The following is a 26750-nucleotide window of genomic DNA, read 5'->3' on the forward strand; positions in this document are numbered from 1 at the left end:
AAAAAAACGGGCATTGCATGCCCGTTTAATGATTTCTGCTTAACGTTCCGCTTCCGGCAGTTCGTTCAGGTGGTAGGTGACGCGCTCCGACAGGCCGCGAATATCCCCCCCGGTAATATAGTAACTGTCGTCCTTCTGATTCGGATTACTGACCGCGTACCCCAGCATCCTGTTGATCAGCGTCGCCATCTGGTAATGGTTGAGAGGAACCTGTGGGCTGATGGCGCTCATCGTATACGCCGGATCGTTGCTGAAGTAGAGGAACGGCACCTGGGCAATCGGCATCTCGACAATCGAGTGGCCGAACAGCCCGCCATCACCGACGCGTTCGCCGTGATCCGAAGTAATAAACACCAGCACCGGCAGTTTAGATTTCGCCATTGCGGTACGGATCGCCGAGGCCAGCTCTTTGTCGTACAGACGCACGGCATCATCGTACTCATTTTTCTTCTGCGCCACGTCGTCACTCAGGCGTGGGGTAGAGAATTTCGCGAAGCCCTGCGGGATGTTGCGCTCATAAGGAATATGCGGCGCGCGGCTGTTCAGCACCATCAGGAAAGGTTTATTCCAGTCCAGCTTCGCCTGCTCAACGGACGGGGTCAGCACCACGTCGGCACCCACGTCCGGCGCCGGGCGGATCTGCGTATCTTCCCACAGGTCGATATCGTGGATGCCAATCCAGTTGCTCAGCCCTTCCAGGCCCTGGGCGGAGATAAACGCCGTCTGGTAGCCCTGCTTTTTGGCATTGGTGAAAATGTTAGTCGACTTCGACTTGTAGGCGGCGTAGTTGTCCGGCTCGCGCAGGTTGTTGACCAGCATCGGGATTGCCACCCGGGTTGAAACCGCGTTCGAGACGATCAGGCGGCCCGTGCCCTGATACTGCTGCAGCAGCGCCTTCAGTTCAGGCGTAGTGTCGCGTTCGTAGCCCAGGGCGCTGACATGATGCGGGTTGAGGCTTTCACCAATCGCCAGGATGATGGAGTATTTCCCGGCGTGGCTGCCTTGCACTGGCTCGACCTTATAGGGCTCATAGTGCGTCACGCTCTGGTTTTCGCCGGAAAGGGCTTCCGGGATCAGGCGAATGGCGCTGTAACTCATGGCCGACAGACCGTTGCGCAGTAAAGAGTGGCGCAGATCCGGGTTGAATTTATACATCTGCCCGTCGATAGCTTTATAGAACTGACCCGCAAACATTACCACGATAGCCAGCAGGCACGGCATCGCCACCCACTTATGCCACTGCGGCGCCAGACGACGGGTAAAGACCAGCGCAAAGATCACCGCGACGGCCATGATAGCAAAGTAGATCCCAAGCGATCCCAGACTGTCCGTAATGCCGCTGGCGATATCTTTGGTTTCGACAAAGGCCAGCCACACTTCACTCGGGCCGTAAAACTGGCCGTAGAACTGGTAATAAACCGCTTCCGATATCTGCACGATAAAGGTGACCGCCAGCAGCAGACGAGTCAGGAAATAGCGGGCGCTAGCGGCCGCCAGCACGGAAATGATCAAATACAGCGACATGTCGCTGGATTTCGGCTGATAAACATGGTCTTTCAGCAGGATGATAATTTCACAGAGTGAAAACAGCACCAGGAAAACCAGCGTGAGTATCACGGTACGCAGAATGTTACGGCGCGGCGTGAGTGACGAACGTAAGGATGTTTTAAACATGAACGGACTCAAGGTTACTCAAAACTTTTTCGTTAGCGGGCGAATGGCTTTACCGAAACCAAAGCGCAGTGCACGAACCAGGGTAGGGCGTTTATGCAGTCCTTTACGCCAGATATCCTCAAACAGGCTGAACCAGCGTGCGGCGACCGCTTCACGGGAGTAAACCTGCAAACGTTTGTCACCCTGCTCGCGCATCTGACGATACAGGTCAGGGGAGTTTTTCAGACGCATGATAGCATCGAAGGCCTCGTCCGGCGTTTTGGCGATCAGGTAGTCGAGCTCGCTTTCGCGGATCGCGCGGAAGGACGGCTCGTCATCACACACCATAACGGTACGTCCCAGCCAGTTGTTGATCAATTTACTGGCGGGTTTGCGTGCCAGCTTATGATCGTGCGATTTGCGGAAACTAATGCAAATATCCACGTCCTGGTAGTCGGTCCAGTTATCGAAGGAGATGCGGAGACTGATACCTTGGTCGGCCAGACGCTGTTTAAAAGCTTCTGTTTGGTATTCTTCCGGAAAGCTATTGGCGCTACCAAAATAGGCGACGTGTTTAACGTCGCTATCCTCACTCTCGCGAGGCTTAATCCCTGGTTGCGGCCAATGAGGAATATAAATACGTTCTGGATCTGATGCGACGGCAGAGTTCTGCTCGACGACATAATCAGCACCATGGACGGGAGGGCGATCGGCACGGGCGACAACTGTGACGCCTATCCAGGGTTTAACACGTGAGCCAAAGTGATCGTTATGCATCAAATTAATGGCATCAGAACGGCACTCCGTCCCCCAGGAACATTCGATCTGACCGCTAAAATAGTAGTTGAGGCTAAGCAGTGTCTGGAATGTCCAGACCCCACGGCCACCACAGTAAAAGCGATGCGGAATATCATCAGGATGAATCTTCTGGTCAACTAACAACTGGAAGTCAGCAAAATTCGTCGCGATGTAATCCTGCCTTGAGACAACATGCAGTTTTAGCTTGTTCATAATTACACTTTCATTTGACGAGTTTTTTAAGACGGAGGTAACGACGTCCCAGACGCCAGCGCTGCCGCAAACCCCGCGCGTTTTGCCAGATCATCGACCAGATGCCGCGATCGAACAGTTCCTGGGTGATTTCGCGTTTTTTCGCGCTGTCTTCAATGTTATTAATGCTGTGCAGAATACCCAGCCCTTCTTTGGCTATTTGCCACTGGCAGGCCGGGGCGCGCTTCACCTGTTCCGGATAGCGTTTATTGATGGCATCCAGCATTTCGAGGATTTTCATATAGTGGCGTGAAGAGCGCATCCGCGTATCGTCAGTGCCTGGCGTGTGCGATACCGAAGCCGAGTGGATCAGATAGTCGTAATAAACTTCATCCACGTACTGCACGCGTTTGGCCGTCAGCAGCACTTCCGTGGTCCAGGGAATATCCTGATGACGCAGGCCATGTTCGAAGGTAAAACCCTGCGCTTTGATAAAGGCGTGGCGATAGATATTCAGCCAGGTGACGTGCAGGAATTTGCGCGAGGCCAGCGCCATCTGCAGCCATTCCGGGCCGTCCAGCACCTCTGTTGAAGCCAGCTTGTCGGACGGAAAAATCTTTTTCGACGGGCGACCGTCGTCATAAATATAGGTGCCGTTACAGGTCGCCACATCCAGCTGGCCCGCAAAGGCAATATCCAGCAGGCGCGGGTACATGCCCGGATAAATAACGTCATCTATATCGGGGAAGGCAACGTATTCGCCTGTCGCCTGGGCAAGACCGGTATTGCGCGCGGCCGATACGCCGCCATTAGGCTGATCGATTATCTTGAAATGGCTAAATTCACTGGCATAGCGAGCAATAATTTCATCTGAACGATCCGTTGAGCCATCATTAACAATAATGAGTTCCAGACTCGATAAATTCTGCTGTTTAATGCTGTCAAAAAAAGCGCTCAGGAATTTTTCGCCATTAAAAACGGCAACGATGAGGCTTAATTGAGGCGTTTCAGACATGCTTTCTCCGTAAAAATACGCAGCAATAAAAAGGATATAACGAGACCATTTGCTGGCAGTTTGACAGCCGACAGGCTAAAGCGTTCCGCGCCAGTGTGATTATCCTCACTGGCGCGTCAGATTGATCAGGATATTGGCTTCTCGCTCTGGGCAGGACGCAGGGCGCACATACTAACCAGCAAGCCGGTCAGAAACATATACTGCTCCAGGTAGTGATCGACGAGATTGTGATCGACCATGGTTCTGGAGAAGAAACCGATGGTAAAGAGCAGCAGGAACATTCCCACCATGATGTTGCCGCGACGGAATTCCCGCCAGCCGATATACCAACAGCCTACCAGCAAGATCAGCCAGCCCGCGATACCCATAACACCGTTCTGAATACCAAATTCAATCAGGCCGTAGTGGCTATGGGGGATGTTAATACGGTTATCCTGGGTATCCCGACGCAGCACATAGCGGAACGCCTCTTTTTTGGCCCCTACGCCCGCCGGGTGTTCAGCAACCAGTTTCCAGCCCTGATGGAAGAAGCTGGCCCGACAGCCGTTAGAGTGATCCATCGGCTGCCCTAACCCATTTAGAGGTATCGTACCGTCCGTTTTGTTGTAGCAATAGCTGGTAAACGGAGCATTCCAGCCTGCGATGGCATCACTTTCCAGGTTTTGCCAGCGTGGGTCGGTTTTCCATGAGGCGTAACCAAGTAGCGCAGAAACAATAATAAGACCAACCAGAATGCCACCGGTGACGATGACCCTGCTGCGACGCATACTGTGCAGGCTCAACAGGATAAAGGTTGAGAACAGGCTGCCGACCAGACCGATAGTGCCCCAGCGGGTATCAACCAGCGCGGTACACAGCAGGTTGCTTAAAAGCATCAACCCCAGCACGGGGGTGTTCAGGCGCAGGAAACGTTGATGTAACAGACCGCGCGCCAGCAACTCGGCCAGGATAAAGCCGGTGATCATATTGACCTGGAAGCTCATGCGGGTGCGGTTAAAGACGATCCGCGTTTCGCCCCAGTGAATATAACCGTCGCGCCAGTAAAGCCAGAGGGAATCCAGTAAATGTACGCAGACCACGCCCCAGAAGAAGAGGAGCACCAGCGTAAAGAAGCGGGCGGCGGTCATGGCGGGGAATGTCCGCTGGATCGCCGGTAATAATACCAGACCAGCGCAGAACAGTAATACCGGGCGTAACCACTGGCCACTCCAGGCAGAAACCATTTCTTTTATGTCCGGGGCGACAAAAAAACCATTAATCAGAATAAAGAAAGTTAACGCCCATATCACAATAAGAACGAACTTAATTTTGCTTAAATCCAGCCGTTGTCTGGTTTTTATCCCATTAAAAAACAGGCCAAGTGCCACGGCGACAATGGGATAAATCAATCCATTGCGGTGAAACGGCAGCTGATCGTTGGGAATCGGCCAGACAAAACATAAAGCCAGTACAGCAAGGACTAACAGACCTGTCAGAATGTTACGAGTATTTGTCATATATTTTGGGCTGGTTAAGGATTTTCGGTTCTTGACCGGCTGGTTAACAAAGCTGTGAGCGATCTCCACGGTTTTTCCGTGGGAAATAAAAAGCCAAAGAAAACTATCACAAATACCTGGCCTACAGAAGGACAATGTTTGTAAGCAAGAATAATCCGTTAGGCGCTTTCCGGCACCAGGCTTTATGTATTACCGCAGCCGTAACGGTTATAATTTGCCGTTACGGCAAGTCATTGCACAATAAACAGGAAAAGTATGCATATTGTTCACACTGAAGCAGACGGCGGTAAAGGCGGTCAGCCATTACGCATCATCAATGAGTCCTTAGGGATGATTCAGCGCGGCCATCAGGTGACCATACTTTGCCCGGACAGTGCACCCCTACACGGCCTGGCGCGCGATGCCGGGTTAACGGTGGTGACTATGCCGCTTCGGCGTAAAAACCTGCACAACCTGCAGCAGCTGCGCCGCTGGCTGAAAGAGAATCGCCAGTCCGTTGATGTCATCAACAGCCACAATTCTGCCGATACCTGGCTGGTGGCGCTGGCCAATCTTACCCTTTCGAGCCCAATTCCGCTGGTGCGTACCCGTCACGCCTCCGGCGTACCACGCAATAACTGGACTACCCGCTGGCTGTTTCGTAAAGCCTGCGCCCATATTGTGACCACCGGAGAGGCGCTGCGCCAGCAGATGGCGGATATCGGGGTGCCGATGGCTCAGAGCACCTCTGTGCCGAGCGGCGTGGATACCCGGCGTTTTCACCCGGGGGATAAACAGACCGCACGTGAAGATTGCGGCCTGTCGCAGGCGGATTTCTGGCTGGGCGTGGTATCGCACCTGCGGCCTAACAAAGGCCATAGCGTGTTGCTGCGTGCCCTGGCCGCCATTGATAATCCGCACATCAAATTGGCGATTGTCGGTGAAGGGCCACATAAAGCGACGCTGGAGCAGGAGATTGTCGACCTGGGATTACATCAGCGGGTGGTGATGGCGGGGCATCGCAGCGATCCTGAACGCTGGTTCCCGGCCTTTGATGTCGCGCTCAGCCCGTCGCACGATATGGAAGGCCTCCCGCAGGGGGTGCTGCAGTCGCTGGCCTCGCGCATCGCTACTATCGCCACCGACGCGGGTGGCACGGCTGATGCGGTGATTAACGGCCAGACCGGGATCCTGATTGCGCAGCGCGACGAAACGGCGTTGCGCGAGGCGATTGTCAAACTGCATGACGATGCCGCGCTGCGCGAAAAGCTGGCGCAGCAGGGGTACGATTACCTGTGCAGCCATTTCACCCGCGAGTGCATGCTGGAGGCGATGGAAAAGGTCTTTTCCACCGCGGCTCAGCGCAGCAGGTCGCGATAGAGCGCCTGCAACTCTTTCGCCATCCGTTCCAGGGTATAAGGCTCAGCCGTGGCGCGTGCCGCCGCTGAGTAATCCACGCCCTGTTCACGGCCCTGAAGCCAGAGGCTTATCGCCTGTTGATACCCGTCGCGGTCGAGCGCGTCGCGCACCCAGCCGTTAACGCCCTCTTCAATCCACTCAGCCGCGCCGCAGCCATGGCTGGTGAGCAGCGGCAGGCCGCAGGCCAGGGCTTCGACGCAGACATTCGGAAAGGGATCGTAAAGGGTCGGCAGGAACAGCGCATCGGCGGAGCCATACACCTGACGGACATCGGCAACCGGTCCCAGAAAACGCACCCGGGACGCGATGCCGAGGGACTGCGCCAGCTTTTCGAATTTGCGCGCGTGTTTATCGCGCCCGGCGACCAGCAGCCAGACATCCGGATGAGGAACTATAGCGCGCAGTGCCGTCGCCACCCCTTTACGGCTGAACCCGGAACCGACATAGGCCAACACCGGTGCTGCCTGTGGGATCCCCAGCGCATCACGTTGGGAAAGCGCACGAGCTTGCGGGCTAAAGTGGGCAGTATCCACACCGTTGTAGATCACCGTCAGCTTGTCATCCGGCAGGCCAAAACGGCGGGCGATATCGTCCCGCACCATCTTCGAGTTGCAGATCACTTTGCGCAGCGCAGGATGGGTGAACATCTCCGTTTCCGCCTGCAAAATATAGCGATGATAGCGGCTCAGGGACTGCGCCCAGCGCGCCAGCGGTGACTGGATGCGGTTGTACTGCTCAAGCCAGGTGGCGTGCACGCCGTCCCCGGCACGGAAGATGGTTGCCCCCGGAATGCGCTCGTGGCTCTGCACGATATCGAACTGCGCAAACTTCGCCGCCGCGGCGGCGGCAAAACCCGATTCGCGATCGAGGCGGTTGCGGAATGCGGGATTGACCGTCAGCGTTTGCCAGCCGGCGGCGTCTTCCCACTGACGGGCGATCAGGGTCACGTCCAGAGCGGTATCCTGCGCCAGCGTATTCAGGGCGCGGGAGACAAAGCGCTCGGCACCGCCGTTGGGATTATAGGTCTGTCGAACGATAGCCAGCTTCATGTCGGGTTTTCCAGCAGCAGGGTATCGATGGCGCTCAGCACCATTTGCGGGGTGATCGCCGTAATGCAGTCGGAGACACCGCTGTCGCCGCAGCCCGCTTTACCGCAGGGCTGACAGGTAAAGCCGGCAACGATCACCCGGTAGTTCACGCCCCACGGCGCCCACTTAATTGCCCCGGTTGGGCCGAAGATGGCGACGGTTGGCGTTCCCACCGCGCTGGCGAGGTGCATCGGCATCGAGTCCACACCGAAGTAGACCCGCGCGTGCTTCATCAGCGCGCCCAGCTCTTTCAGGTTAAGCTGGCCGCTTAAATCAAACACCGGCTGGGTGAGTGCGGCACGCAGCTCATCCATATAGGCGGTCTCTTCTTTTGACGGCGCCGCTGAGAGGATAATCGGCAGGCCGCGGGCCGCCAGGTTATCAATGGTGACTGCCAGCTTGTTAATATCCCAGGCCTTAAACATCCAGCGCGACGTCGGGTGCACCAGAATGTAGGACTGACTTGCCAGCCCGAACCCGGCCAGTTTCTCTGCAATCGACGCTTCCGCCGCATCGCCCGGCACAAACAGGGTGTGTTTATCGGCATCGGTCTGCGGATGAATGCCGATCCGCCGCAGCGCATCCAGATTCACCTCCACCATATGGCGGCTGTTATCCTGGATCGCCGGATAGAGGGTGGTGAAAGATTTCACCCACCGGCGACGCGCCAGCCCGCCGCGTTTATCGGGCTTAAAGCCGACGGACACGCGCGGTTTCAGACGACGCGCCAGCCGCGCGCCGTGCCAGTGTTCGGTGAGATTGATCAGCACGTCATACTGACGCGCCTTCAGGGTGTTCAGCAGGGCTCGGTACAGGCGGAACTGCGCGAACCAGCCTTTTTTACGCCAGTTGCGGCCAATGGTATGCACCTGGTCGATACAGGGGTGGCTGGTGAGCATCGCCTGGGTGTCGTCATACACCAGGGCATCCACTTCGACATCGGGGTAGTTCTTTTTCAGCACCGTGAAGACCGGCGAGGTCAGCAGGACGTCACCGTGGTGACGCAGCTTAACGATCAGCACGCGCTTCGGTGGGCGCTCCGCTGAGAAAAAATCAGACATAGGCTCTCTCTGCTGCCAGCAACGGCTCTAATTGCGCAAATACCGCAGCGGCGGAAAGGTCGCTCAGCTGCGATGAATGTTCCGGGCGGCAGATATATTGATTTTTTCCGTAGCCGCCAATCAGACCCGGATCCGTCGGGCCGTAAAGCGTAATATTAGGACGATCCAGCGCCGCCGTCAGGTGGCTGAGGCCGGTATCCACTGACACGACCGCCGTGGCGCCTGCCAGCTGCTGCGCCACGCCGTCCAGCTTCATACGGGGCAGCACGTCCACGTAGTCAAAACCTTCTGCCAGCCGCTTCGCCCGCGCCTCTTCGTGCGGGGCTCCCCACGGGAGCCTGATGCGCAGGCCTGTACCGCTCAGCAGGCCGATAAGATCGCGCCAGTGGGCTTCCGGCCAGTGTTTATCATCCCGGGTGGTGGCGTGCAGGAAGATGAGATAAGGCGTACTTGCGTGCTCTGCGTCGTGCAGGAAATGCCGGGAAATGGCGTAATCGCCCTGCATTTGCGGTTTCGCGTAGCCCAGGCTTTTGGCGAACAGCTCGCGCGTGCGTTCGACAGCGTGCTGCTGCTTCGCGATCGCGTGGCGGCGGGTATAGAACAGGCTCGCCAGCGGTTCGCGCGCGCTATTCCAGTCCATCCCGTGCTTAACGCCGTGCGCCAGTCGGGTGACCAGCGCCGCGCTTTTGACCAGCCCCTGGGCGTCAATGATGGCATCATAATGCTGGGCCTGAACCGCGTTGCGAAAGGCCTGACGCTCGGCTTTAATCGGCGCGGAGAACCAGGCTTTGCGCCAGCGACGGATCGCCACCGGGATCACCCGGTCGACGGCTTCATGCCAGCCAGGGATCTGCGCGAAGCCTTCTTCCACTACCCAGTCAAAACGAATGCCCGGGATAGCCTTCATGGCGTCAGTGAGCGAGGGCAACGTATGCAGCACGTCGCCCATCGAGGAGGTTTTAACGATCAATACCCGCATCCGTTATCCTTCTTCACTCAACAGCAGTTCGTTAAGCTCATCGAGGACACGCTGCGGGGTAATGTCGATCAGGCTCTGGTGATAGCCTTCGGCGGCGTCACCCTTACGTACTTTGTGGTAGCCGGTGATCAGGCGGATCACGCGGGCTTTATGCGACAGCGGCGGGGTAAAGTCCGGGCTGCTTGGGCCGTACAGCGCCACCAGCGGGCGGTTCAGCGCCGCGGCAACGTGCATCAGGCCAGAGTCGTTAGTCACTACGGCCTTACAGGCGGCCAGCAGAATGACGGCCTGCTCCAGCTGGGTTTCCCCGGCCAGATTACGGCACCAGGCCTGCTGCTCGACGTTCAGCGTGGCGAGAATTTCATTGCCCGCCTCATGATCTTTCGCCGAGCCGAACAGCACAATCTGATAGCCTTCGTCGATCAGCTGCTTCGCCAGCTCGGCATAGTGATAGTGCGGCCAGCGCTTCGCCGGGCCAAATTCCGCGCCCGGGCAGAAGCCAATCAGCGGACGATCGGGCAACAGGCCAAAGGCGTTGCAGGTCTGGGATTTCTCACCCTCGTGGACCTGGAGCTGCGGCCACAGCAGCGGCTGCGGCAGATCTTTCGCGCTGCGCATCACGCCTTTGTCGTAGGCCAGCGCCACGTAGCGCTCCACCATCAGCGGCCAGGCCTCTTTATCCAGTATCCGGGCGTCGTTCAGCAGGCCGTAGCGCATCTCGCCACGCCAGCCGGTGCGGTGCGGCACGCTGGCAAAGAAAGGCACCAGCGCGGACTTGAAGGAGTTAGGCAGCACGTAGGCGCGATCGTAGCGCTTGTCGCGCAGGTTATGACCGAGCTTGCGGCGCTCGGCGAGTTCCAGCGCCCCGTGGCCAAGCGGCATCGGGATCGCCTCGTTCACTTCCGGCATTCGCGATAACAGCGGACGGCACCATGCGGGTGCCATCACGTCGATTATCGCCTGGGGATAGCGCGCCTTGAGCGTGCGATAGAGACTTTGCGACATCATCATGTCGCCCACCCATGACGGGCCAATCACCAGTATTCTCATAGGGATGTCTTATGCGCCTCGGTTCAGCCAGGCCATATATTCCGTTACGCCTTCGGCAACGGTCTTAAACGGCTTGTCGTAGCCTGCGGCACGCAGGTTGGTCAGATCCGCCTGGGTGAATGCCTGGTAGCGGCCTTTCAGCTTATCCGGGAACGGGATGTACTCAAGGCTGCCTTTCTGATGATACGCCAGCGCAGCATCGGCTACCGCCTGGAAGGATTCCGCGCGGCCGGTACCCAGGTTGAAAATGCCGGAGACGCCGTTTTCCCAGAACCACAGGTTAACTGCCGCTACGTCGCCCACGTAAACGAAGTCACGCTTAAAGCCGTCGCTACCTTCGAACAGTTTCGGACTTTCGCCATTATTCAACTGGGTGTTCAGGTGGAAGGCCACGCTTGCCATGCTGCCTTTGTGACCTTCGCGTGGTCCGTAGACGTTGAAGTAGCGGAAGCCGACGATCTGCGAGTTCGCTTCTGGCAGCACCTGGCGGACGTATTCGTCGAACAGGAACTTGGAGTAACCGTAGACGTTCAGCGGCTGCTCGTATTCACGGGATTCAATAAAGTCAGAGGTGCGGCCGCCGTAGGTCGCCGCGGAAGAGGCGTACAGGAACGGAATTTCACGTTCCAGGCAGTAGTGCAGGATCTCTTTGGAGTACTGATAGTTGTTATCCATCATGTACTTGCCGTCCCACTCGGTGGTAGAGGAGCACGCACCTTCATGGAAGATAGCCTCGATCTCACCGAACTCTTCACCCGCCATAATCTGGATCAGGAAATCTTCTTTATCCATGTAGTCGGCAATGTTCAGATCCACCAGGTTAACAAACTTGGTGCCGTCTTTCAGGTTGTCCACCACCAGAATGTCGGTGATGCCTTTGTCATTGAGGGCCTTAATAATATTGCTGCCGATAAAGCCCGCGCCGCCGGTAACGATGATCATAGCTGTAACCTTTGAAGTGTGGAGCCCGGGGACAATCCCGGACGCGAATGTTTCTATCATATCATTAGTATGGCTGCCCTTCAGCCATTCACCTTCACAGCGCAGGGGTACACGTGATTTATGCTGCAAAAACGAGAACTGTTAATGCGTCATCTCGTATCGGCGTATAGCTTTGGGTAATATGTGCCGAAATTTGCCGAGTCTGGAGAATTGCAATGCGTGGTGATTTTTACAAACAGTTAAACAGTGACCTGGAAACCGCGCGAGCGGAAGGGTTGTTCAAAGAAGAGCGAATCATTACCTCCGCTCAACAGGCGGATATCACCGTTGCCGACGGCAGCCACGTGATCAACTTCTGCGCCAACAACTATTTAGGTCTTGCGAATCACCCTGAGCTGATCGCTGCTGCTAAAGCGGGCATGGACACCCACGGTTTTGGCATGGCCTCCGTGCGTTTCATCTGCGGCACCCAGGACAGCCACAAGGCGCTGGAAAGCAAGCTGGCCGCCTTCCTCGGTATGGAAGATGCGATTCTGTACTCCTCCTGCTTCGACGCCAACGGCGGTCTGTTTGAGACCCTGCTCGGCGCGGAAGATGCCATTATCTCCGATGCCCTGAACCACGCGTCGATCATTGACGGCGTGCGTCTGTGTAAAGCGAAGCGTTTCCGCTACGCCAACAACGACATGGTTGAGCTGGAAGCCCGCCTGAAAGAGGCCCGAGAGGCCGGTGCGCGCCACGTGCTGATCGCCACCGACGGCGTGTTCTCCATGGACGGCGTGATCGCCAACCTGAAAGGCGTCTGCGACCTGGCAGACAAATACGATGCGCTGGTGATGGTCGATGACTCGCACGCGGTTGGTTTTGTCGGCGAGAACGGTCGAGGCTCCCACGAATACTGTGAGGTGATGGGCCGGGTAGACATCATCACCGGCACCCTGGGCAAAGCGCTCGGCGGCGCGTCCGGCGGCTATACCGCCGCCCGCAAAGAGGTGGTGGAGTGGCTGCGCCAGCGCTCCCGCCCGTACCTGTTCTCCAACTCCCTGGCCCCGGCCATTGTTTCCGCCTCCATCAAGGTGCTGGAGATGGTGGAGTCCGGCGCCGAACTGCGCGACCGTCTGTGGGCTAACGCCCGACTGTTCCGCGAAAAAATGACCGCTGCGGGCTTTACCCTGGCCGGTGCCGATCACGCCATTATCCCGGTGATGCTGGGCGATGCCGTGGTGGCGCAGAACTTCGCGCGTGAACTGCAGAAAGAGGGCATTTACGTCACCGGTTTCTTCTTCCCGGTGGTGCCAAAAGGCCAGGCGCGTATTCGCACCCAGATGTCGGCGGCGCATTCCCCTGAACAAATTGAGCGTGCGGTGGAAGCCTTTACCCGCATCGGCAAACAACTGGGCGTGATTGCCTGAGGACGCGTAATGAAAGCATTATCCAAACTGAAAGCGGAAGAAGGCATCTGGATGACCGACGTTCCGGAGCCGGAAGTGGGTCACAACGATCTGCTGATCAAGATCCGTAAAACCGCCATCTGCGGTACTGACGTGCATATCTACAACTGGGATCAGTGGTCACAGAAGACCATTCCGGTGCCGATGGTGGTGGGTCACGAATATGTCGGCGAAGTGGTTGGCATTGGTCAGGAAGTAAAAGGCTTTAAAATTGGCGATCGCGTCTCCGGCGAAGGCCATATCACCTGCGGCCACTGCCGTAACTGCCGCGGCGGACGCACGCATCTGTGCCGTAACACCGTCGGTGTGGGCGTCAACCGCCCGGGCTGCTTCGCAGAATACCTGGTGATCCCGGCGTTCAACGCTTTCAAAATCCCGGACAATATCTCTGACGATCTGGCCTCTATCTTTGACCCGTTCGGCAACGCGGTGCACACGGCGCTGTCATTCGACCTGGTAGGCGAAGACGTGCTGGTCTCCGGTGCAGGCCCGATCGGCATCATGGCGGCGGCCGTGGCGAAGCATGTGGGTGCGCGCAACGTGGTGATCACCGACGTGAACGAATACCGCCTGTCGCTGGCGCGCAAGATGGGCGTCACCCGCGCGGTGGACGTCTCTAAAGAGAACCTGAACGACGTGATGGAAGAGCTGGGGATGACCGAAGGCTTTGACGTCGGCCTGGAGATGTCCGGCGCGCCACCGGCGTTCCGCACCATGCTCGACACCATGAACCACGGTGGTCGTATCGCGATGCTGGGTATTCCACCGTCAGATATGTCCATCGACTGGAACAAGGTGATTTTCAAGGGGCTGTTCATCAAAGGCATTTATGGTCGCGAGATGTTCGAAACCTGGTACAAGATGGCGGCGCTGATCCAGTCGGGTCTGGATCTGTCGCCAATCATTACTCATCGCTTCTCCATCGATGAGTTCCAGCAGGGCTTTGACGCGATGCGTTCCGGCCAGTCCGGAAAAGTGATCCTGAGCTGGGATTAAACGAAAAGCGCCTGCGGGCGCTTTTTTTCGTCGGCCTCACGTTTTTCAGTCCATAACCGGATATTTGCCAGCTTTTCTTCGCTTTTTACCGCCTTCGCTTATAGAGTTTGGGGAAGTTTACTCAACTTTACAGCGCCTATGTTCAAGCTCACCGTTTGTTTATTGACCTGTAACTCAGCACGACTGCTGCGTGAAGTCCTGCCTCCGTTGATCGTTGTTGCCGATGAGCTCATCGTCCTCGACTCGGGCAGTCACGACGCCACCTTAGCGATTTGCCAGGAATACGGCATCACCCCCCATCATCAGCCCTATACCATGCATGGCGTGCAGATGAACCACGCTATCGATCTGGCGAGCAGTGACTGGGTGCTGTGCATGGACAGCGATGAAATTCTGGATACTGAAACCGTCGATTTTATCCTGCGCCTCAAGGCCGGTGATGAACCTCATCCTCAGCAGGCATGGCGGATCGCCCGCTACTGGCATGTCTTAGGGGAAGAGGTGCGGACGATTTATCCCGTCTCCTCGCCCGATTTCCCGGTACGGCTCTTTAACCGCACCCAGGCGCGGTTTAATCAGCGTCCGGTGGATGACAAAGTGGAAGGGGCGATCCAGTCCGTTAAAATTCCTGGCCGTGTGCGCCATGACACCTTCTATTCGCTGCATGAGGTCTTCAACAAGCTGAACAGCTACACCAGCCGTCTGGTGAAGTACCAGACCGTACGCCCTTCTATTGCACGCGGCGTCATTAGCGCCATCGGCGCGTTCTTCAAGTGGTATCTGTTCAGCGGCGCGTGGCGACAGGGGAGAGTGGGGGTGGTGACCGGTCTCTATGCCACCTCTTACAGCTTCCTGAAATATTTCAAAGCCTGGTATCAACATCAGGAACAAAAAGCGTCTGCGGCCAAAAAGCACGCAGACTCTCACGTCGTCGAGTAAAGGATCCCGCCTCACGGCGGGGATCAGCTTTTCTTACCCCAACCCTGCCACTGCAGCTGAACGTATTTCACCAGCGAACTCTGGCTGATGCTCTCCCCAATCACCGAGAAGTAGCGGGTCACATAGACCGGCTCCGGCGGCTGCTTCGGCGCACAAAGCGTTACGCCGCGGAACGGGTTACGCGGTTTGGCGCCAGGCGCGGTGCCAGCGGGTGGCGGGCTAACCGGCCGGGAGGTATCTACCTGCGGCTCATTGAGCAGGCTGCTTGCCGGCACCAGGGTAATATCCGCAGGCAGGTTGGGCAGCATCTGCTGTAACACGCGGACGGTGGACGGGTGAGGGTGACCGATGGCGATCGCCGAGCCTGAGCGGCGGGCCACCTGCACGGCGCGGTTAAACTGGACGCGGATATCGGCCTCGTTTTGCGTGTCATCGAGGAACACTTTGCGCTTGATCACCTTCACGCCGGTGCCCTGTGCGGCGCGCATCGCCTGGCTGTTGCCGATGGTCATGCTGTCGAGGAAGTAAAGGTTGTAGCGCTCAAGCGACTGCATCACCTTCTGCATGCCAAACAGGCTGGAGGTCATGGCGCTGCCCATGTGATTATTCAACCCCACGGCGTAAGGCACTTTGCCATACGCCTCGCGGATGATGCGCTCGATCTCATCGCTGCTCATCTCCGGACGGAGGGTGTCTTTTTCCAGCGGCTGTTTGCTGAGCGGGGCCATCGGCAGATGGATCAATACTTCATGCCCGCTGTTATGGGCTTTGGTGGCCATCTCATGGGCGTGAGGCGCGTTCGGCAGCACGGCGACGGAGATGGCGGATGGCATCGCCAGCACCTGATTTTCTGTGTGTGGACGATAACCGAAGTCATCGATGACGATAGCGAGTTTACCTGCGTAAACCGGCATCGCCAGCGCCAGTGCGCTGACGAAGGGGAGAACCATACGACGAAATTGAAGCAAAACTTATCTTCCCAACCACGGCTGTGGATTGACCGCCTGACCCTGGCGACGAATTTCGAAATAGAGTGACGGGCGGCCCTGACCGCCACTGCTGCCCACAAGGGCGATAGCCTGACCGGCGCGAACCTGGGTGCCGACGCTGACCAGGGCGCTCTGGTTATAGCCGTAAAGACTCATGTCGCCTTTCCCGTGCTCAACCACCACCACCAGGCCGTAACCCTGCAGCCAGTCAGCGAGGATCACCCGGCCATCGGCGATAGCTTTGACTTCGCTACCTTCCGATGCACCGATAACAATCCCCTTCCAACGTAGCTCACCCTGCAGCTGTTCGCCATAACGATGCAGAATTGAGCCCCGTACCGGCCAGTAGGCCTGACCGCGCGGAGAGCCCAGACCGCCGGTGCGCGACATCAGCGAGCGTTCGTTTTCAGTTGGTTTGTAGGTGGTGCCTTTGCGGGAGGCTTCCTGCTGCTTGTTGCGAACGGCCTGCGCTTCACGCGCCTCTTTCTCGGCGCGCGCTTTGGCGGCCGCTTCCGCACGGGCGATGCTGTTACGCAGTTTTGATTCGTTGGCGCGCATCTCCCCCAGCTGCGCCTGGCTCTCCTGAATGGAGGACTCCAGCCCGGCGAGGGTTTTCTTACGCTCGTTGCGCGCCTGTTCCAGTTTGGCCTGTTGCGCCTGCTGATCGTAAAGCAGGGTCTGCTGCTGGCTCTGCTTCTCTTCCAGCTCCGCTTTTTGCGTGGTGACCTCTTCCCGCGTCTGCTTCAGCTGGGCGATAGTCTCCTGGCGGGCCTGGTTGAGATAACCGAAATAGGCCTGCAGGCGTTGGCCGCGCTGGCTCTCTTCGCCGCTGAGGATCAGCTGGACGCCGGTGTGTTCACCCTGGCGGAAGGCCGCATCTAACTGCGCGGCAAGATTGCGCTCCTGAGCCGCACGCTGAAGCTCAAGTTTGGCGATAGACGCATTCATCTCGTCTATTTGTTTATTCAATACGCTGAGGGTGTTCTGGGTTTCACGCAGCTGGCGTGCCGCCGCGGAGATCGCCTCTTCCTGCTTTTTGAGTTGCGCCAGCAGGGAAGAACGCTGCTGCTGCTGCTGGCGTACCGCCCGCTCTTTGGCCGCGATATCGGCCTGAATGGTTTTGAGCTGATCGCGCTCGTCCGCCTGGGCGGATGCCGCGCACAACAATACGCCAGCGCTGAGCACGCTGGCGTAAAGTAAAGGCCTGACTGATAACCGTAACGGCTTCACGACCCATGTGATTGAAACAATCGCCTTTCCCCTCATGGGGAAGGATTATTCCACGATGAACAGCGGCTTGCCAGTCATCTCTTGCGGGATTTCCATGCCCATCAGGGCCAGCATGGTCGGGGCAACGTCTGAAAGCTTACCGCCATCCACTGCTTTAACTGATTTATCACCGACATAAATCATCGGCACCGGCAGGTTGGTATGCGCGGTGTGCGCCTGGCCGGTGGCCGGATCGCGCATCTGCTCGGCGTTGCCGTGGTCTGCGGTGATCAGCATCTGGCCGCCCGCGGCCACGACGGCTTTGGTGACCTGGTCGATGCACTCGTCCAGCGCTTCAATGGCTTTGATCGCTGCTTCCATCACCCCGGTATGGCCAACCATGTCGCCGTTCGGGTAGTTACAGATGATGGTGTCGTATTTGCCGCTTTCGATGGCTGCAATCAGCTTCTCAGTCAGCTCGGCAGAGCTCATCTCCGGCTGCAGATCGTAGGTCGCTACTTTCGGGGAGTTGATCAGAATGCGGTCTTCGCCTTTGAACGACTCTTCCACGCCGCCGTTAAAGAAGAAGGTGACGTGTGCGTATTTCTCGGTTTCAGAGATGCGCAGCTGGGTCTTGTCGTGCTTCGCCATCCACTCGCCGAAGGTATTCGCCAGCGATGACGGCGGATAGGCGCATGGGGCTTTGATGTCGGCGGCATATTCGGTCAGCATCACGAAATCGCCCAGCTTGACCTCTTTTTTACGGGCGAAGCCGTCGAAGTCAGCGTTGACGAAGGCGCGGGTGATTTCGCGGGCGCGGTCAGCACGGAAGTTCATGAAGATCAGCGCGTCGCCATCTTCCATCGCGGCATCGGCCTGGCCTTCGGCGCGGATCACGGTCGCTTTTACGAATTCATCGTTTTCATCGCGGGCGTAAGCGGCTTCCAGCGCGGCAACGGCAGTGTTTGCCTGGAACTCGCCTTTGGCTTCAACCAGCAGATTGTAGGCCTGCTCTACGCGATCCCAACGGTTGTCGCGGTCCATGGCGTAGTAGCGGCCAATGATGGATGCCACGCGGCCTTTGCCGAGGGCGGCAAACTTGTCTTCGAAGGCTTTCAGGGAAGATTCAGCGCTGCGCGGCGGGGTGTCGCGGCCATCAAGGAATGCATGCAGATAGATTTTTTCTGCCCCTTTTTCCGCGGCCAGTTCTACCATCGCCATAATGTGGTCTTCGTGGCTGTGGACACCACCTGCGGAGAGCAGACCCATAATGTGCACCGCTTTGCCTGCGGCGGCGGCTTTCTCAACCGCGCCGGTCAGCACCGGGTTCGCAAAGAAGGTGCGTTCTTTAATTTCAACATCCAGACGGGTCAGATCCTGATAAACAATGCGTCCCGCACCCAGGTTGACGTGTCCAACTTCGGAGTTACCCATCTGGCGATCGGGCAGACCCACTTCCAGGCCGGACGCATCAATCAGCGTATGAGGACGTTGGGCCCACAGTGCATCCATGACCGGGGTTTTAGCGTTGAAAATGGCGTTATCCTGGTGATCTTCGCGATAGCCATAGCCATCCAGAATCATCAGTACCATAGGTTTTTTAGAAACCGACATTGCGACAACCTCTTTGCTCAAAAGACAAAAAATTTGCGTAATTTTACTACAGCTGAATCGATCAAATAGCCGCAGAAGATCAAAGAAAACGCCAGCCCAGGGGTAAGGGGAGGGGAATTTTGGTCTTTTTTTTCGTGGCAGCACGCAGAAAATGGATTAGCTTATTGTCGCTGGCTGTATTTGCCACAACGCACAGGTATACTCCTGTCCTGGTTTTTTATTCACTCAGTCGGGAGTCGTTACCCCCCATGCAAGAAATTATGCAATTTGTCAGCCGCCACCCCATACTTTGTATCGCGTGGATTGGTCTACTGGCAGCCGTACTTTTCACCACGTTCAAAGGCCTCACCTCTAAAGTGAAGGTGATCACCCGCGGCGAAGCCACGCGTCTTATCAATAAAGAAGATGCAGTGGTTGTCGATCTGCGTCAGCGTGACGATTTCCGCAAAGGCCATATTGCAGGCGCGATTAACCTGCTGCCAGCTGAAATCAAAGCCAATAACCTTGGCGAACTGGAAAAGCATAAAGACAAACCCATTATTGTCGTTGACGGCACCGGGATGCAGGCTCAGGAGCCCGCAAATACCCTCGTCAAAGCAGGCTTTGCAAACGTCACTGTCCTGAAAGACGGCATCTCAGGCTGGAGCGGTGAGAATCTGCCTCTGGTTCGCGGTAAGTAAACAGGAGTCTGAACATGGCCAATATCGAGATCTATACCAAAGCGACCTGCCCGTTCTGCCACCGTGCGAAAGCGCTACTGGACAGCAAAGGCGTAGCCTTCCAGGAACTGCCTATTGATGGCGACGCTGCGAAGCGCGAAGAGATGATTAAACGTAGTGGCCGTACGACGGTTCCGCAGATTTTTATCGATGCGCAGCACATTGGCGGCTGTGATGACTTGTATGCGCTTGACGCGCGTGGTGGACTTGATCCCCTGCTGCGCTAAGGCGTTTTAGGACAATTAAAAAGGGTTTTTCCATGTCAGAACAAAACAACACCGAAATGACTTTCCAGATCCAGCGCATTTATACCAAAGATGTCTCCTACGAAGCACCTAATGCGCCGCATGTTTTCCAGAAAGACTGGCAGCCAGAGGTTAAACTTGATCTGGATACCGCATCCACCCAGCTGGCGGATGATGTGTATGAAGTCGTACTGCGTGTTACCGTAACCGCCTCTCTGGGCGAAGAGACTGCATTCCTGTGCGAAGTACAGCAGGGCGGCATCTTCTCCATCGGCGGCATCGAAGGTAATCAGATGGCGCATTGCCTGGGCGCATACTGCCCGAACATCCTGTTCCCGTATGCCCGTGAATGCATCACCAGCCTGGTTTCCCGTGGTACGTTCCCGCAACTGAACCTTGCGCCGGTGAACTTCGATGCGCTGTTCATGAACTATCTGCAGCAGCAAGCTGGCGAAGGTACTGAACAACATCAGGATGCCTGATGAGTACTGTCAATGCGTCAATGACTGTGATCGGTGCCGGTTCTTACGGCACCGCTCTTGCTATCACTCTGGCAAGAAATGGTCACGAAGTGGTTCTCTGGGGCCACGATCCAAAACATATCGCTACGCTGCAAGCGGATCGCTGCAACGTTGCGTTCCTCCCCGATGTGCCTTTCCCTGACTCACTGCATCTTGAAAGCGACCTGGCGACTGCGCTTGCCGCAAGCCGCAATATTCTGATCGTTGTGCCGAGCCACGTGTTTGGCCAGGTGCTGCGACAGATTAAACCGCTGATGCGTGATGATGCGCGCGTGGTCTGGGCGACCAAAGGGCTGGAAGCCGAGACCGGCCGCCTGCTGCAGGATGTCGCCCGCGAAGCGCTGGGTGATGCCATTCCGCTGGCGGTGATCTCCGGTCCGACCTTTGCGAAAGAGCTGGCGGCAGGGCTGCCGACGGCCATCTCGCTGGCCTCGACCGATGAGACCTTCGCTGACGATCTGCAACAGCTTCTGCACTGCGGTAAAAGCTTCCGCGTCTACAGTAACCCCGATTTTATCGGCGTCCAGCTGGGCGGCGCGGTGAAGAACGTTATCGCGATCGGCGCGGGCATGTCTGACGGTATCGGCTTTGGCGCGAACGCGCGTACGGCGCTGATCACCCGTGGGCTGACTGAAATGTCCCGTCTGGGCGCGGCGCTCGGTGCCGATCCGGCCACCTTTATGGGGATGGCAGGGTTAGGCGATCTGGTGCTGACCTGTACCGACAACCAGTCGCGCAACCGTCGTTTTGGCATGATGCTCGGCCAGGGCATGGATGTAATCGGCGCGCAGGAGAAGATTGGTCAGGTGGTAGAAGGCTACCGCAATACCAAAGAAGTCCGGGAGCTGGCACACCGCTTTGGTGTCGAAATGCCAATAACCGAGGAAATTTATCAGGTATTGTATTGCGGAAAAAATGCGCGCGAGGCAGCATTGACCTTATTAGGTCGCGCACGCAAGGACGAGCGTAGCAGCAGTTAACTGCAGGAAAGCGTTATCACCTGAATGACCCGGCTGGCAAAGAACCGGCCGGTCATTATCATTACGTCTGGAGTAAGCAATGCCGTGTGAAGAACTGGATATCGTCTGGAACAATATTAAAGCCGAAGCCCGGGCTCTGGCCGACTGTGAGCCAATGCTCGCCAGTTTCTACCACGCGACGCTACTCAAGCACGAAAACCTCGGCAGTGCCCTGAGCTATATGCTCGCCAACAAGCTGGCTTCCCCGATCATGCCAGCCATCGCCATTCGCGAAGTGGTGGAAGAGGCCTATGCGGCCGACCCGGAGATGATCGCCTCCGCCGCGTGTGATATTCAGGCGGTACGCAATCGCGACCCGGCGGTGGATAAATACTCCACGCCGTTGCTCTATCTGAAAGGTTTCCACGCCCTGCAGTCCTACCGTATCGGCCACTGGCTGTGGAACGAGGGCCGCCGCGCGCTGGCGATCTTCCTGCAAAACCAGGTTTCTGTAAGCTTCCAGGTGGATATCCACCCGGCGGCGAAGATTGGCCGCGGCATCATGCTCGACCACGCCACCGGGATTGTGGTGGGTGAAACGGCGGTGATTGAAAACGACGTCTCGATCCTGCAGTCCGTGACCTTGGGCGGGACCGGTAAAACCAGCGGCGATCGCCACCCGAAAATTCGTGAAGGGGTGATGATTGGCGCAGGCGCGAAGATCCTCGGCAATATCGAAGTGGGACGCGGCGCGAAAATTGGCGCCGGTTCGGTGGTGCTGCAACCCGTTCCCCCGCACACCACCGCGGCTGGCGTACCGGCGCGTATCGTCGGCAAGCCAGACAGCGATAAGCCCGCGATGGATATGGATCAGTTCTTCAACGGCATCCACCATACCTTTGAGTATGGCGACGGGATCTGAGTAAACGCCCGGTGGCGCTGCGCTTACCGGGCCTACCGCAATATCGCGCCGGCATACCCCAGCTGGCGCCAGGCTTCATACACCACCACCGACACCGCGTTCGACAGATTCATGCTGCGGCTGTCCGGCATCATCGGAATACGGATTTTTTGTTCAGCAGGCAGGGCATCGAGAATGCTGGCCGGCAGGCCGCGCGTTTCAGGGCCAAACAGCAGATAGTCCCCCTCCTGATAGCTTACGGCGCTGTGCGCAGGCGTACCTTTGGTGGTGAGGGCAAAGATCCGTTCCGGTTTTTCCGTTTCCATAAAGGCGGCCTGATCCCGATGACGAACCACGGCGGTGAACTCGTGATAGTCCAGCCCGGCGCGGCGCAGGCGCTTGTCGTCCCACGTAAAGCCCATTGGCTCGATGATATGCAGACGGAACCCGGTATTGGCGCACAGGCGGATGATATTGCCGGTATTAGGTGGAATTTCTGGTTCGAATAGAACGATGTTAAGCATGCTGCCCCTTGAGCCTGTCCCATCAGGCTATTTTATTTGCCATTTTGGACCTGGGCAGTGCTCACAATCCTCACGTACTACGTGTACGCTCCGGTTATTGCGCGCTGTCCGTGTCCAAACTGGCTGCAACAATATACGCCTGATGGGACAGGCGCAAAAAATTGCGGGGCAGGATATCATCCCCTCTCCCCTTTGGGGAGAGGATGAGGAGCTAAGCCGCATCCCCCTGCGCCAGCGGGGCCAGCCCGGCAGGGATCTTACTCAGCTCCTGCACCAGCATCTCCTTGCTGATGTCGCGAATGGATTTCGCCCCGGTGAGGGTCATCGCCACCTTCATCTCTTTCTCGATCAGATTGAGCAGGTTCGCCACGCCCGCCTGGCCGTGGGTCGCCAGCGCGTAGAGATAAGCCCGGCCCAGCAGAACGGTATCGGCGCCGAGGGCAATCATGCGCACCACGTCCAGACCGTTGCGGATCCCGGAGTCCGCCAGAATCGCAATATCGCCCTTAACCGCATCGGCAATGGCGGGCAGGGCGCGGGCAGACGAGAGCACCCCGTCCAGCTGGCGGCCGCCGTGGTTCGACACCACGATGCCGTCGGCACCAAAGCGCACCGCATCGCGGGCATCTTCCGGATCGAGGATCCCCTTGATCACCATTGGGCCGTCCCAGAATTCGCGGATCCACTCCAGGTCTTTCCACGAGATCGACGGATCGAAGTTGTTCGCCAGCCAGCCAATGTAATCTTCCAGCCCGGTCGGTTTCCCGAGGTAAGTCGAGATATTCCCGAGATCGTGAGGACGACCGTTCAGGCCGACATCCCATGCCCACTGTGGATGGGTCACCGCCTGCCAGTAGCGGCGCATCGCCGCATTCGCGCCGCTCATTCCGGAGTGCGCATCGCGATAGCGCGCGCCGGGGGTCGGCATATCAACGGTAAAGACGAGGGTGGAGCAGCCCGCCGCTTTGGCCCGCTCCAGGGCGTTACGCATAAAGCCGCGATCGCGCAGGACGTACAGCTGGAACCACATCGGACGCTTGATGGTCGGAGCCACCTCTTCAATCGGGCAGACCGAGACGGTGGAAAGCGTAAAGGGAATGCCCTTGGCGTCGGCAGCCGCTGCGGCCTGTACTTCACCCCGGCGGGCGTACATGCCGCACAGGCCAACGGGGGCAAGGGCTACCGGCATGGAGAGCGTTTCGTTGAACAGCTTCGTCTCAAGGCTCAGGTCGGACATATTCTTCAGCACGCGCTGGCGCAGGGCCACCTGCGACAGATCTTCCACATTGCGGCGCAGGGTGTATTCAGAGTAGGCCCCGCCGTCGATATAGTGGAACAGGAACGGGGGCAGGATGCGCTGCGCGGCGGCGCGATAGTCACTGGCTGCGGAAATGATCATGCTTTGTTCTCCCTGGAAATGTCGTTGTCGCCAGGCAGACGGGTAATGCGCGCCTGTCGGGCCTGATCTTCATCGAATCGTTTAATGGTGGTATGCACGAAGCCCAGGTGCGCCATCATCGCTTTACGCGCGGCCTCGGCATCACCGGCGAGAATGGCGTTGAGCACCGCCTCGTGCTGTTCGGTCAGCTGAGCGAAAACCGGCGGGACCAGATACATACGCTGTCGGCTCTGCTTCACGGAGGATTGCAACAGGTCGAAGAACCCGCGCATGGTTTGCAGCAGCACCACGTTATGCGACGCCTCGGCAATCGCCAGATGGAAACGCACGTCCGCCTGAGAGGCGATATCCGGGTCGCTGCTTTGCGTGGCCTCAAAGCAGGCTTTGAGCTTCTCTTTATCGGCCTCGGTTGCCCGCATCGCCGCATGCCAGGCCGTGCTGGTTTCGATGGCGTGGCGCGCTTCGAGGATGTCAAAGCTGTAGTCCGGGTCGTTCTCCATCAACGTTTTAAGCGGCTGGACGATGTTTTGTTCGGACCAGTCGTCATGCTGCCAGCGCACGAAAGTGCCGCCGCCGCGACGGCTCAGCAGCACCCCTTCGTTAACCAGCGTCGCCAGCGCCTCGCGCAGAGAGTTGCGCGACACGCCAAGCTGGGCGGCAAGCTGGCGCTCGGCGGGCAATTTCATGCCCGCCTCCAGATGTTGTTCTTCAATCAGCGCCCGCACGCGAGTGGCAATCTCGTCGGACAGGCGTCTGGGCATCACTATCATGGGATCATCCAGGTTAAGACGTAGGCCTGCAGGGTGGTGATGACCCCTACCATGCAGGTAAATATCAGGCTGTGCTTCACGGTAAAGCGGAACAGATCCGACTCTTTACCCACCAGTCCCACCGCGGCACAGGCAATGGCGATGGACTGCGGCGAGATCATCTTCCCGGTCACGCCGCCGGTGGTGTTAGCGGCAACCAGCAGCACATCCGACACGCCAATCTGCTGGGCGGCTGTCGCCTGCAGGGCGGCAAACAGGGCGTTTGATGAGGTATCGGAACCGGTCAGGAACACGCCCAGCCAGCCGAGGAACGGCGAGAAGAAGGTAAACGCGTGTCCGGTGTGCGCCAGGGCGAGCGCCAGCGTTGACGACAGGCCGGAGTAGTTCGAGATAAACGCGAACGCCAGCACCATGCCGATGGAGTAGATCGGCAGCATCAGCTCTTTAATGGTCGCGGCAAACGTCTGTACCGCTGCGGCAGGCTTCATGCGCAACCACACCACGGAAAGGATCGCGGCAAACAGGATGGCCGTACCGGTGGCGGAGAACCAGTCAAACTTGAACACCGCTGCATACGGCGTGGCGTCGTGCACCACCGGCGGCATACGCGCGACCATTTTGTCGAGGAACGGCACGGAGATGTTAATCACCATGTCGTACAGCGCACCGCCCGGGGCGAACAGCGCTTTAAACGGTGGAACGCTCCACAGCGTCACGGTGGCGGTCAGGAACAGGAACGGTGACCAGGCGCGGACGATCTGCCCGGCGGTATAGCCGGTGCGGGCCAGAGTCTGATCCACATGTGAGGCACCCATGTCGGCAAAGCGGAAGATGCGCACCGGCTGCCAGCGTTTCAGGAACAGCGTCAGACAGACCAGCGACACCAGGGAAGAGATAATGTCCGGCAGTTCAGGGCCGAGGAAGTTGGAGCTGAGGTACTGGGCAATCGCGAACGAACCGCCCGCCACCATCACCGCAGGCCAGGTCTCCTTCACGCCGCGCCAGCCGTCCATAATCGCCATGATCCAGAACAGCACAATAATGGTCAGGAACGGCAGCTGACGGCCCACCATCTGGCCGATCTCAAAGCTGTCCAGCCCGGTCACCTGGCCGGCCACCAGAATCGGGATCCCCATCGCGCCAAACGCTACCGGCGCGGTGTTGACGATCAGACACAGACCGGCGGCATACAGCGGGTTAAAGCCCAGACCCACCAGCAGCGCGGCGGTAATCGCCACCGGCGCACCGAATCCGGCCGCCCCCTCAAGGAACGCCCCAAAGGAGAAGCCGACGATCAGCATCTGCAGGCGCTGGTCAGGGGTAATAGAGAGTATCGATGAGCGGATGATGTCGAACTGCCCGGTTTTCACCGAGATTTTATAGACGAAGACCGCGGCGATGATGATCCACGCTATCGGCCACAGGCCGTAGAAGAAGCCATAGATGACCGAGGCCAGCGCGCGATCGACCGGCATTTTGTAGAAGAACAGCGCCACCATCAGGGCGATGGCAACGGTATATGTCGCGGCAAGGTATCCCTTCAGCTTGAGCTTAATCAGCGCAAAGAAGAAGAACAGGATAGGTAGCGAGGCGATCAGGCTTGATAGCCAGATATTTCCTGCCGGATCGTAATTTTGTTGCCAGAGGCTCATTGCAGATCTCCCGAGGACCACACAGGGTGAGACGCGGTGAGTCTGTGCTCATCTCGGCGTCACATTATGTGTAAAAGTGGTCCTGCCAATAGTGTGATGTAGGGTTAATGACAACAAATGGTTAACCAAATGTTATTGTTCGGCAATGTGTTTGTGAGCAAAGATTATGGAAATGTGAACCAGGGAAGGA

General features: G+C 57.6%; 25 protein-coding genes. 9 read left to right on the plus strand and 16 right to left on the minus strand.

The window, feature by feature from the left end; all coding sequences use genetic code 11:
* Positions 1–39 precede the first annotated feature (39 nt).
* The 4 genes from ACP4QI_RS00460 to ACP4QI_RS00475 all read right to left on the minus strand — a co-directional run bounded on the left by ACP4QI_RS00460 (position 40) and on the right by ACP4QI_RS00475 (position 5154).
* On the minus strand, positions 40–1674 hold the full coding sequence (locus ACP4QI_RS00460) for a sulfatase-like hydrolase/transferase (protein ID WP_426495910.1): 1635 nt from the start codon (positions 1672–1674) through the stop codon (positions 40–42).
* A gap of 18 nt (positions 1675–1692) precedes the next feature.
* Positions 1693–2664: a glycosyltransferase family 1 protein gene (locus ACP4QI_RS00465; protein ID WP_426495911.1), complete on the minus strand. Its 972-nt coding sequence runs from the start codon at positions 2662–2664 to the stop codon at positions 1693–1695.
* A gap of 10 nt (positions 2665–2674) precedes the next feature.
* Entirely contained in the window at positions 2675–3658 is a 984-nt protein-coding gene (locus ACP4QI_RS00470; protein WP_426495912.1) for a glycosyltransferase, read from the minus strand.
* Between the two features lie 125 nt (positions 3659–3783).
* Complete coding sequence (locus ACP4QI_RS00475) at positions 3784–5154, minus strand: O-antigen ligase family protein (RefSeq protein WP_426495913.1); 1371 nt, start codon at positions 5152–5154, stop codon at positions 3784–3786.
* Positions 5155–5409: 255 nt separating this feature from the next.
* Between ACP4QI_RS00475 and ACP4QI_RS00480 the strand changes: the two genes are divergently transcribed.
* Positions 5410–6513, plus strand: a complete 1104-nt coding sequence (locus ACP4QI_RS00480; RefSeq protein WP_426495914.1) for a glycosyltransferase family 4 protein — start codon at positions 5410–5412, stop codon at positions 6511–6513.
* Here ACP4QI_RS00480 and ACP4QI_RS00485 read toward each other — a convergent pair.
* From ACP4QI_RS00485 to rfaD, 5 genes are read right to left on the minus strand one after another with little or no spacing between them, the layout of a single operon-like run.
* Entirely contained in the window at positions 6492–7601 is a 1110-nt protein-coding gene (locus ACP4QI_RS00485) for a glycosyltransferase family 4 protein (protein WP_426495915.1), read from the minus strand. The genes ACP4QI_RS00480 and ACP4QI_RS00485 overlap by 22 nt on opposite strands.
* Entirely contained in the window at positions 7598–8701 is a 1104-nt protein-coding gene (gene rfaQ / locus ACP4QI_RS00490) for a putative lipopolysaccharide heptosyltransferase III (RefSeq protein WP_285129210.1), read from the minus strand. Before rfaQ ends, ACP4QI_RS00485 begins: the two co-directional genes overlap by 4 nt.
* The gene (gene rfaC / locus ACP4QI_RS00495) at positions 8694–9680 is read right to left on the minus strand and encodes a lipopolysaccharide heptosyltransferase RfaC (protein ID WP_285129211.1); all 987 of its coding nucleotides are present in this window, start codon (positions 9678–9680) and stop codon (positions 8694–8696) included. Before rfaC ends, rfaQ begins: the two co-directional genes overlap by 8 nt.
* A gap of 3 nt (positions 9681–9683) precedes the next feature.
* Positions 9684–10730: an ADP-heptose--LPS heptosyltransferase RfaF gene (gene rfaF, locus ACP4QI_RS00500; RefSeq protein WP_142487741.1), complete on the minus strand. Its 1047-nt coding sequence runs from the start codon at positions 10728–10730 to the stop codon at positions 9684–9686.
* A gap of 9 nt (positions 10731–10739) precedes the next feature.
* Positions 10740–11672: an ADP-glyceromanno-heptose 6-epimerase gene (rfaD, locus tag ACP4QI_RS00505; protein ID WP_142487742.1), complete on the minus strand. Its 933-nt coding sequence runs from the start codon at positions 11670–11672 to the stop codon at positions 10740–10742.
* Between the two features lie 215 nt (positions 11673–11887).
* Here rfaD and kbl point away from each other — a divergent pair, with 215 nt between their 5' ends.
* The 3 genes from kbl (at position 11888) to ACP4QI_RS00520 (ending at position 15058) form a co-directional block, all read left to right on the plus strand.
* Positions 11888–13084, plus strand: coding sequence for a glycine C-acetyltransferase (kbl, locus tag ACP4QI_RS00510; RefSeq protein ID WP_142487743.1), 1197 nt, complete (start codon positions 11888–11890; stop codon positions 13082–13084).
* A 9-nt stretch (positions 13085–13093) separates the two neighbouring features.
* Entirely contained in the window at positions 13094–14119 is a 1026-nt protein-coding gene (gene tdh, locus ACP4QI_RS00515; protein WP_142487744.1) for an L-threonine 3-dehydrogenase, read from the plus strand.
* Positions 14120–14257: 138 nt separating this feature from the next.
* Positions 14258–15058, plus strand: coding sequence for a glycosyltransferase family 2 protein (locus ACP4QI_RS00520; protein WP_426495916.1), 801 nt, complete (start codon positions 14258–14260; stop codon positions 15056–15058).
* A 23-nt stretch (positions 15059–15081) separates the two neighbouring features.
* Here ACP4QI_RS00520 and ACP4QI_RS00525 read toward each other — a convergent pair whose 3' ends face one another.
* Genes ACP4QI_RS00525 through gpmM form a run of 3 tightly spaced genes read right to left on the minus strand, consistent with a single transcriptional unit; the run spans position 15082 to position 18870 of the window.
* Positions 15082–16026, minus strand: coding sequence for a divergent polysaccharide deacetylase family protein (locus ACP4QI_RS00525; protein ID WP_426495917.1), 945 nt, complete (start codon positions 16024–16026; stop codon positions 15082–15084).
* A 3-nt stretch (positions 16027–16029) separates the two neighbouring features.
* Positions 16030–17289 (minus strand): murein hydrolase activator EnvC, encoded by a 1260-nt coding sequence (envC, locus tag ACP4QI_RS00530; protein ID WP_231600469.1) that lies wholly within the window; start codon positions 17287–17289, stop codon positions 16030–16032.
* 33 nt (positions 17290–17322) lie between these two features.
* Entirely contained in the window at positions 17323–18870 is a 1548-nt protein-coding gene (gene gpmM / locus ACP4QI_RS00535; RefSeq protein WP_142487748.1) for a 2,3-bisphosphoglycerate-independent phosphoglycerate mutase, read from the minus strand.
* A gap of 248 nt (positions 18871–19118) precedes the next feature.
* Here gpmM and ACP4QI_RS00540 point away from each other — a divergent pair, with 248 nt between their 5' ends.
* The 5 genes from ACP4QI_RS00540 (at position 19119) to cysE (ending at position 22236) form a co-directional block, all read left to right on the plus strand.
* The gene (locus tag ACP4QI_RS00540) at positions 19119–19550 is read left to right on the plus strand and encodes a rhodanese-like domain-containing protein (RefSeq protein WP_142487749.1); all 432 of its coding nucleotides are present in this window, start codon (positions 19119–19121) and stop codon (positions 19548–19550) included.
* Positions 19551–19564: 14 nt separating this feature from the next.
* Positions 19565–19816 carry a glutaredoxin 3 gene (grxC, locus tag ACP4QI_RS00545; RefSeq protein WP_032615744.1) on the plus strand — a complete coding sequence of 84 codons (252 nt, stop codon included), beginning with the start codon at positions 19565–19567 and terminating at the stop codon, positions 19814–19816.
* Positions 19817–19848: 32 nt separating this feature from the next.
* Positions 19849–20316, plus strand: a complete 468-nt coding sequence (gene secB / locus ACP4QI_RS00550) for a protein-export chaperone SecB (protein ID WP_106995460.1) — start codon at positions 19849–19851, stop codon at positions 20314–20316.
* Positions 20316–21335, plus strand: a complete 1020-nt coding sequence (gpsA, locus tag ACP4QI_RS00555; RefSeq protein WP_142487750.1) for an NAD(P)H-dependent glycerol-3-phosphate dehydrogenase — start codon at positions 20316–20318, stop codon at positions 21333–21335. The genes secB and gpsA overlap by 1 nt, the downstream gene beginning before the upstream one ends.
* A gap of 79 nt (positions 21336–21414) precedes the next feature.
* Positions 21415–22236, plus strand: coding sequence for a serine O-acetyltransferase (gene cysE, locus ACP4QI_RS00560; RefSeq protein WP_103177740.1), 822 nt, complete (start codon positions 21415–21417; stop codon positions 22234–22236).
* Between the two features lie 32 nt (positions 22237–22268).
* Here the strand turns inward: cysE and trmL are convergent, their stop codons facing one another.
* The 4 genes from trmL to lldP form a co-directional block, all read right to left on the minus strand.
* Positions 22269–22739, minus strand: coding sequence for a tRNA (uridine(34)/cytosine(34)/5-carboxymethylaminomethyluridine(34)-2'-O)-methyltransferase TrmL (gene trmL, locus ACP4QI_RS00565; protein ID WP_142487751.1), 471 nt, complete (start codon positions 22737–22739; stop codon positions 22269–22271).
* A gap of 211 nt (positions 22740–22950) precedes the next feature.
* Positions 22951–24138 (minus strand): FMN-dependent L-lactate dehydrogenase LldD, encoded by a 1188-nt coding sequence (gene lldD, locus ACP4QI_RS00570; protein ID WP_426495918.1) that lies wholly within the window; start codon positions 24136–24138, stop codon positions 22951–22953.
* Positions 24135–24908 (minus strand): transcriptional regulator LldR, encoded by a 774-nt coding sequence (gene lldR / locus ACP4QI_RS00575; RefSeq protein ID WP_010436677.1) that lies wholly within the window; start codon positions 24906–24908, stop codon positions 24135–24137. Before lldR ends, lldD begins: the two co-directional genes overlap by 4 nt.
* Entirely contained in the window at positions 24905–26560 is a 1656-nt protein-coding gene (gene lldP / locus ACP4QI_RS00580; RefSeq protein ID WP_142487753.1) for an L-lactate permease, read from the minus strand. The genes lldR and lldP overlap by 4 nt, the downstream gene beginning before the upstream one ends.
* Between the last annotated feature and the right edge of the window lie 190 nt (positions 26561–26750).

This window comes from Leclercia sp. TB492 (assembly GCF_049974505.2).
In the GTDB taxonomy this organism is placed as follows: domain Bacteria; phylum Pseudomonadota; class Gammaproteobacteria; order Enterobacterales; family Enterobacteriaceae; genus Enterobacter; species Enterobacter adecarboxylatus_C.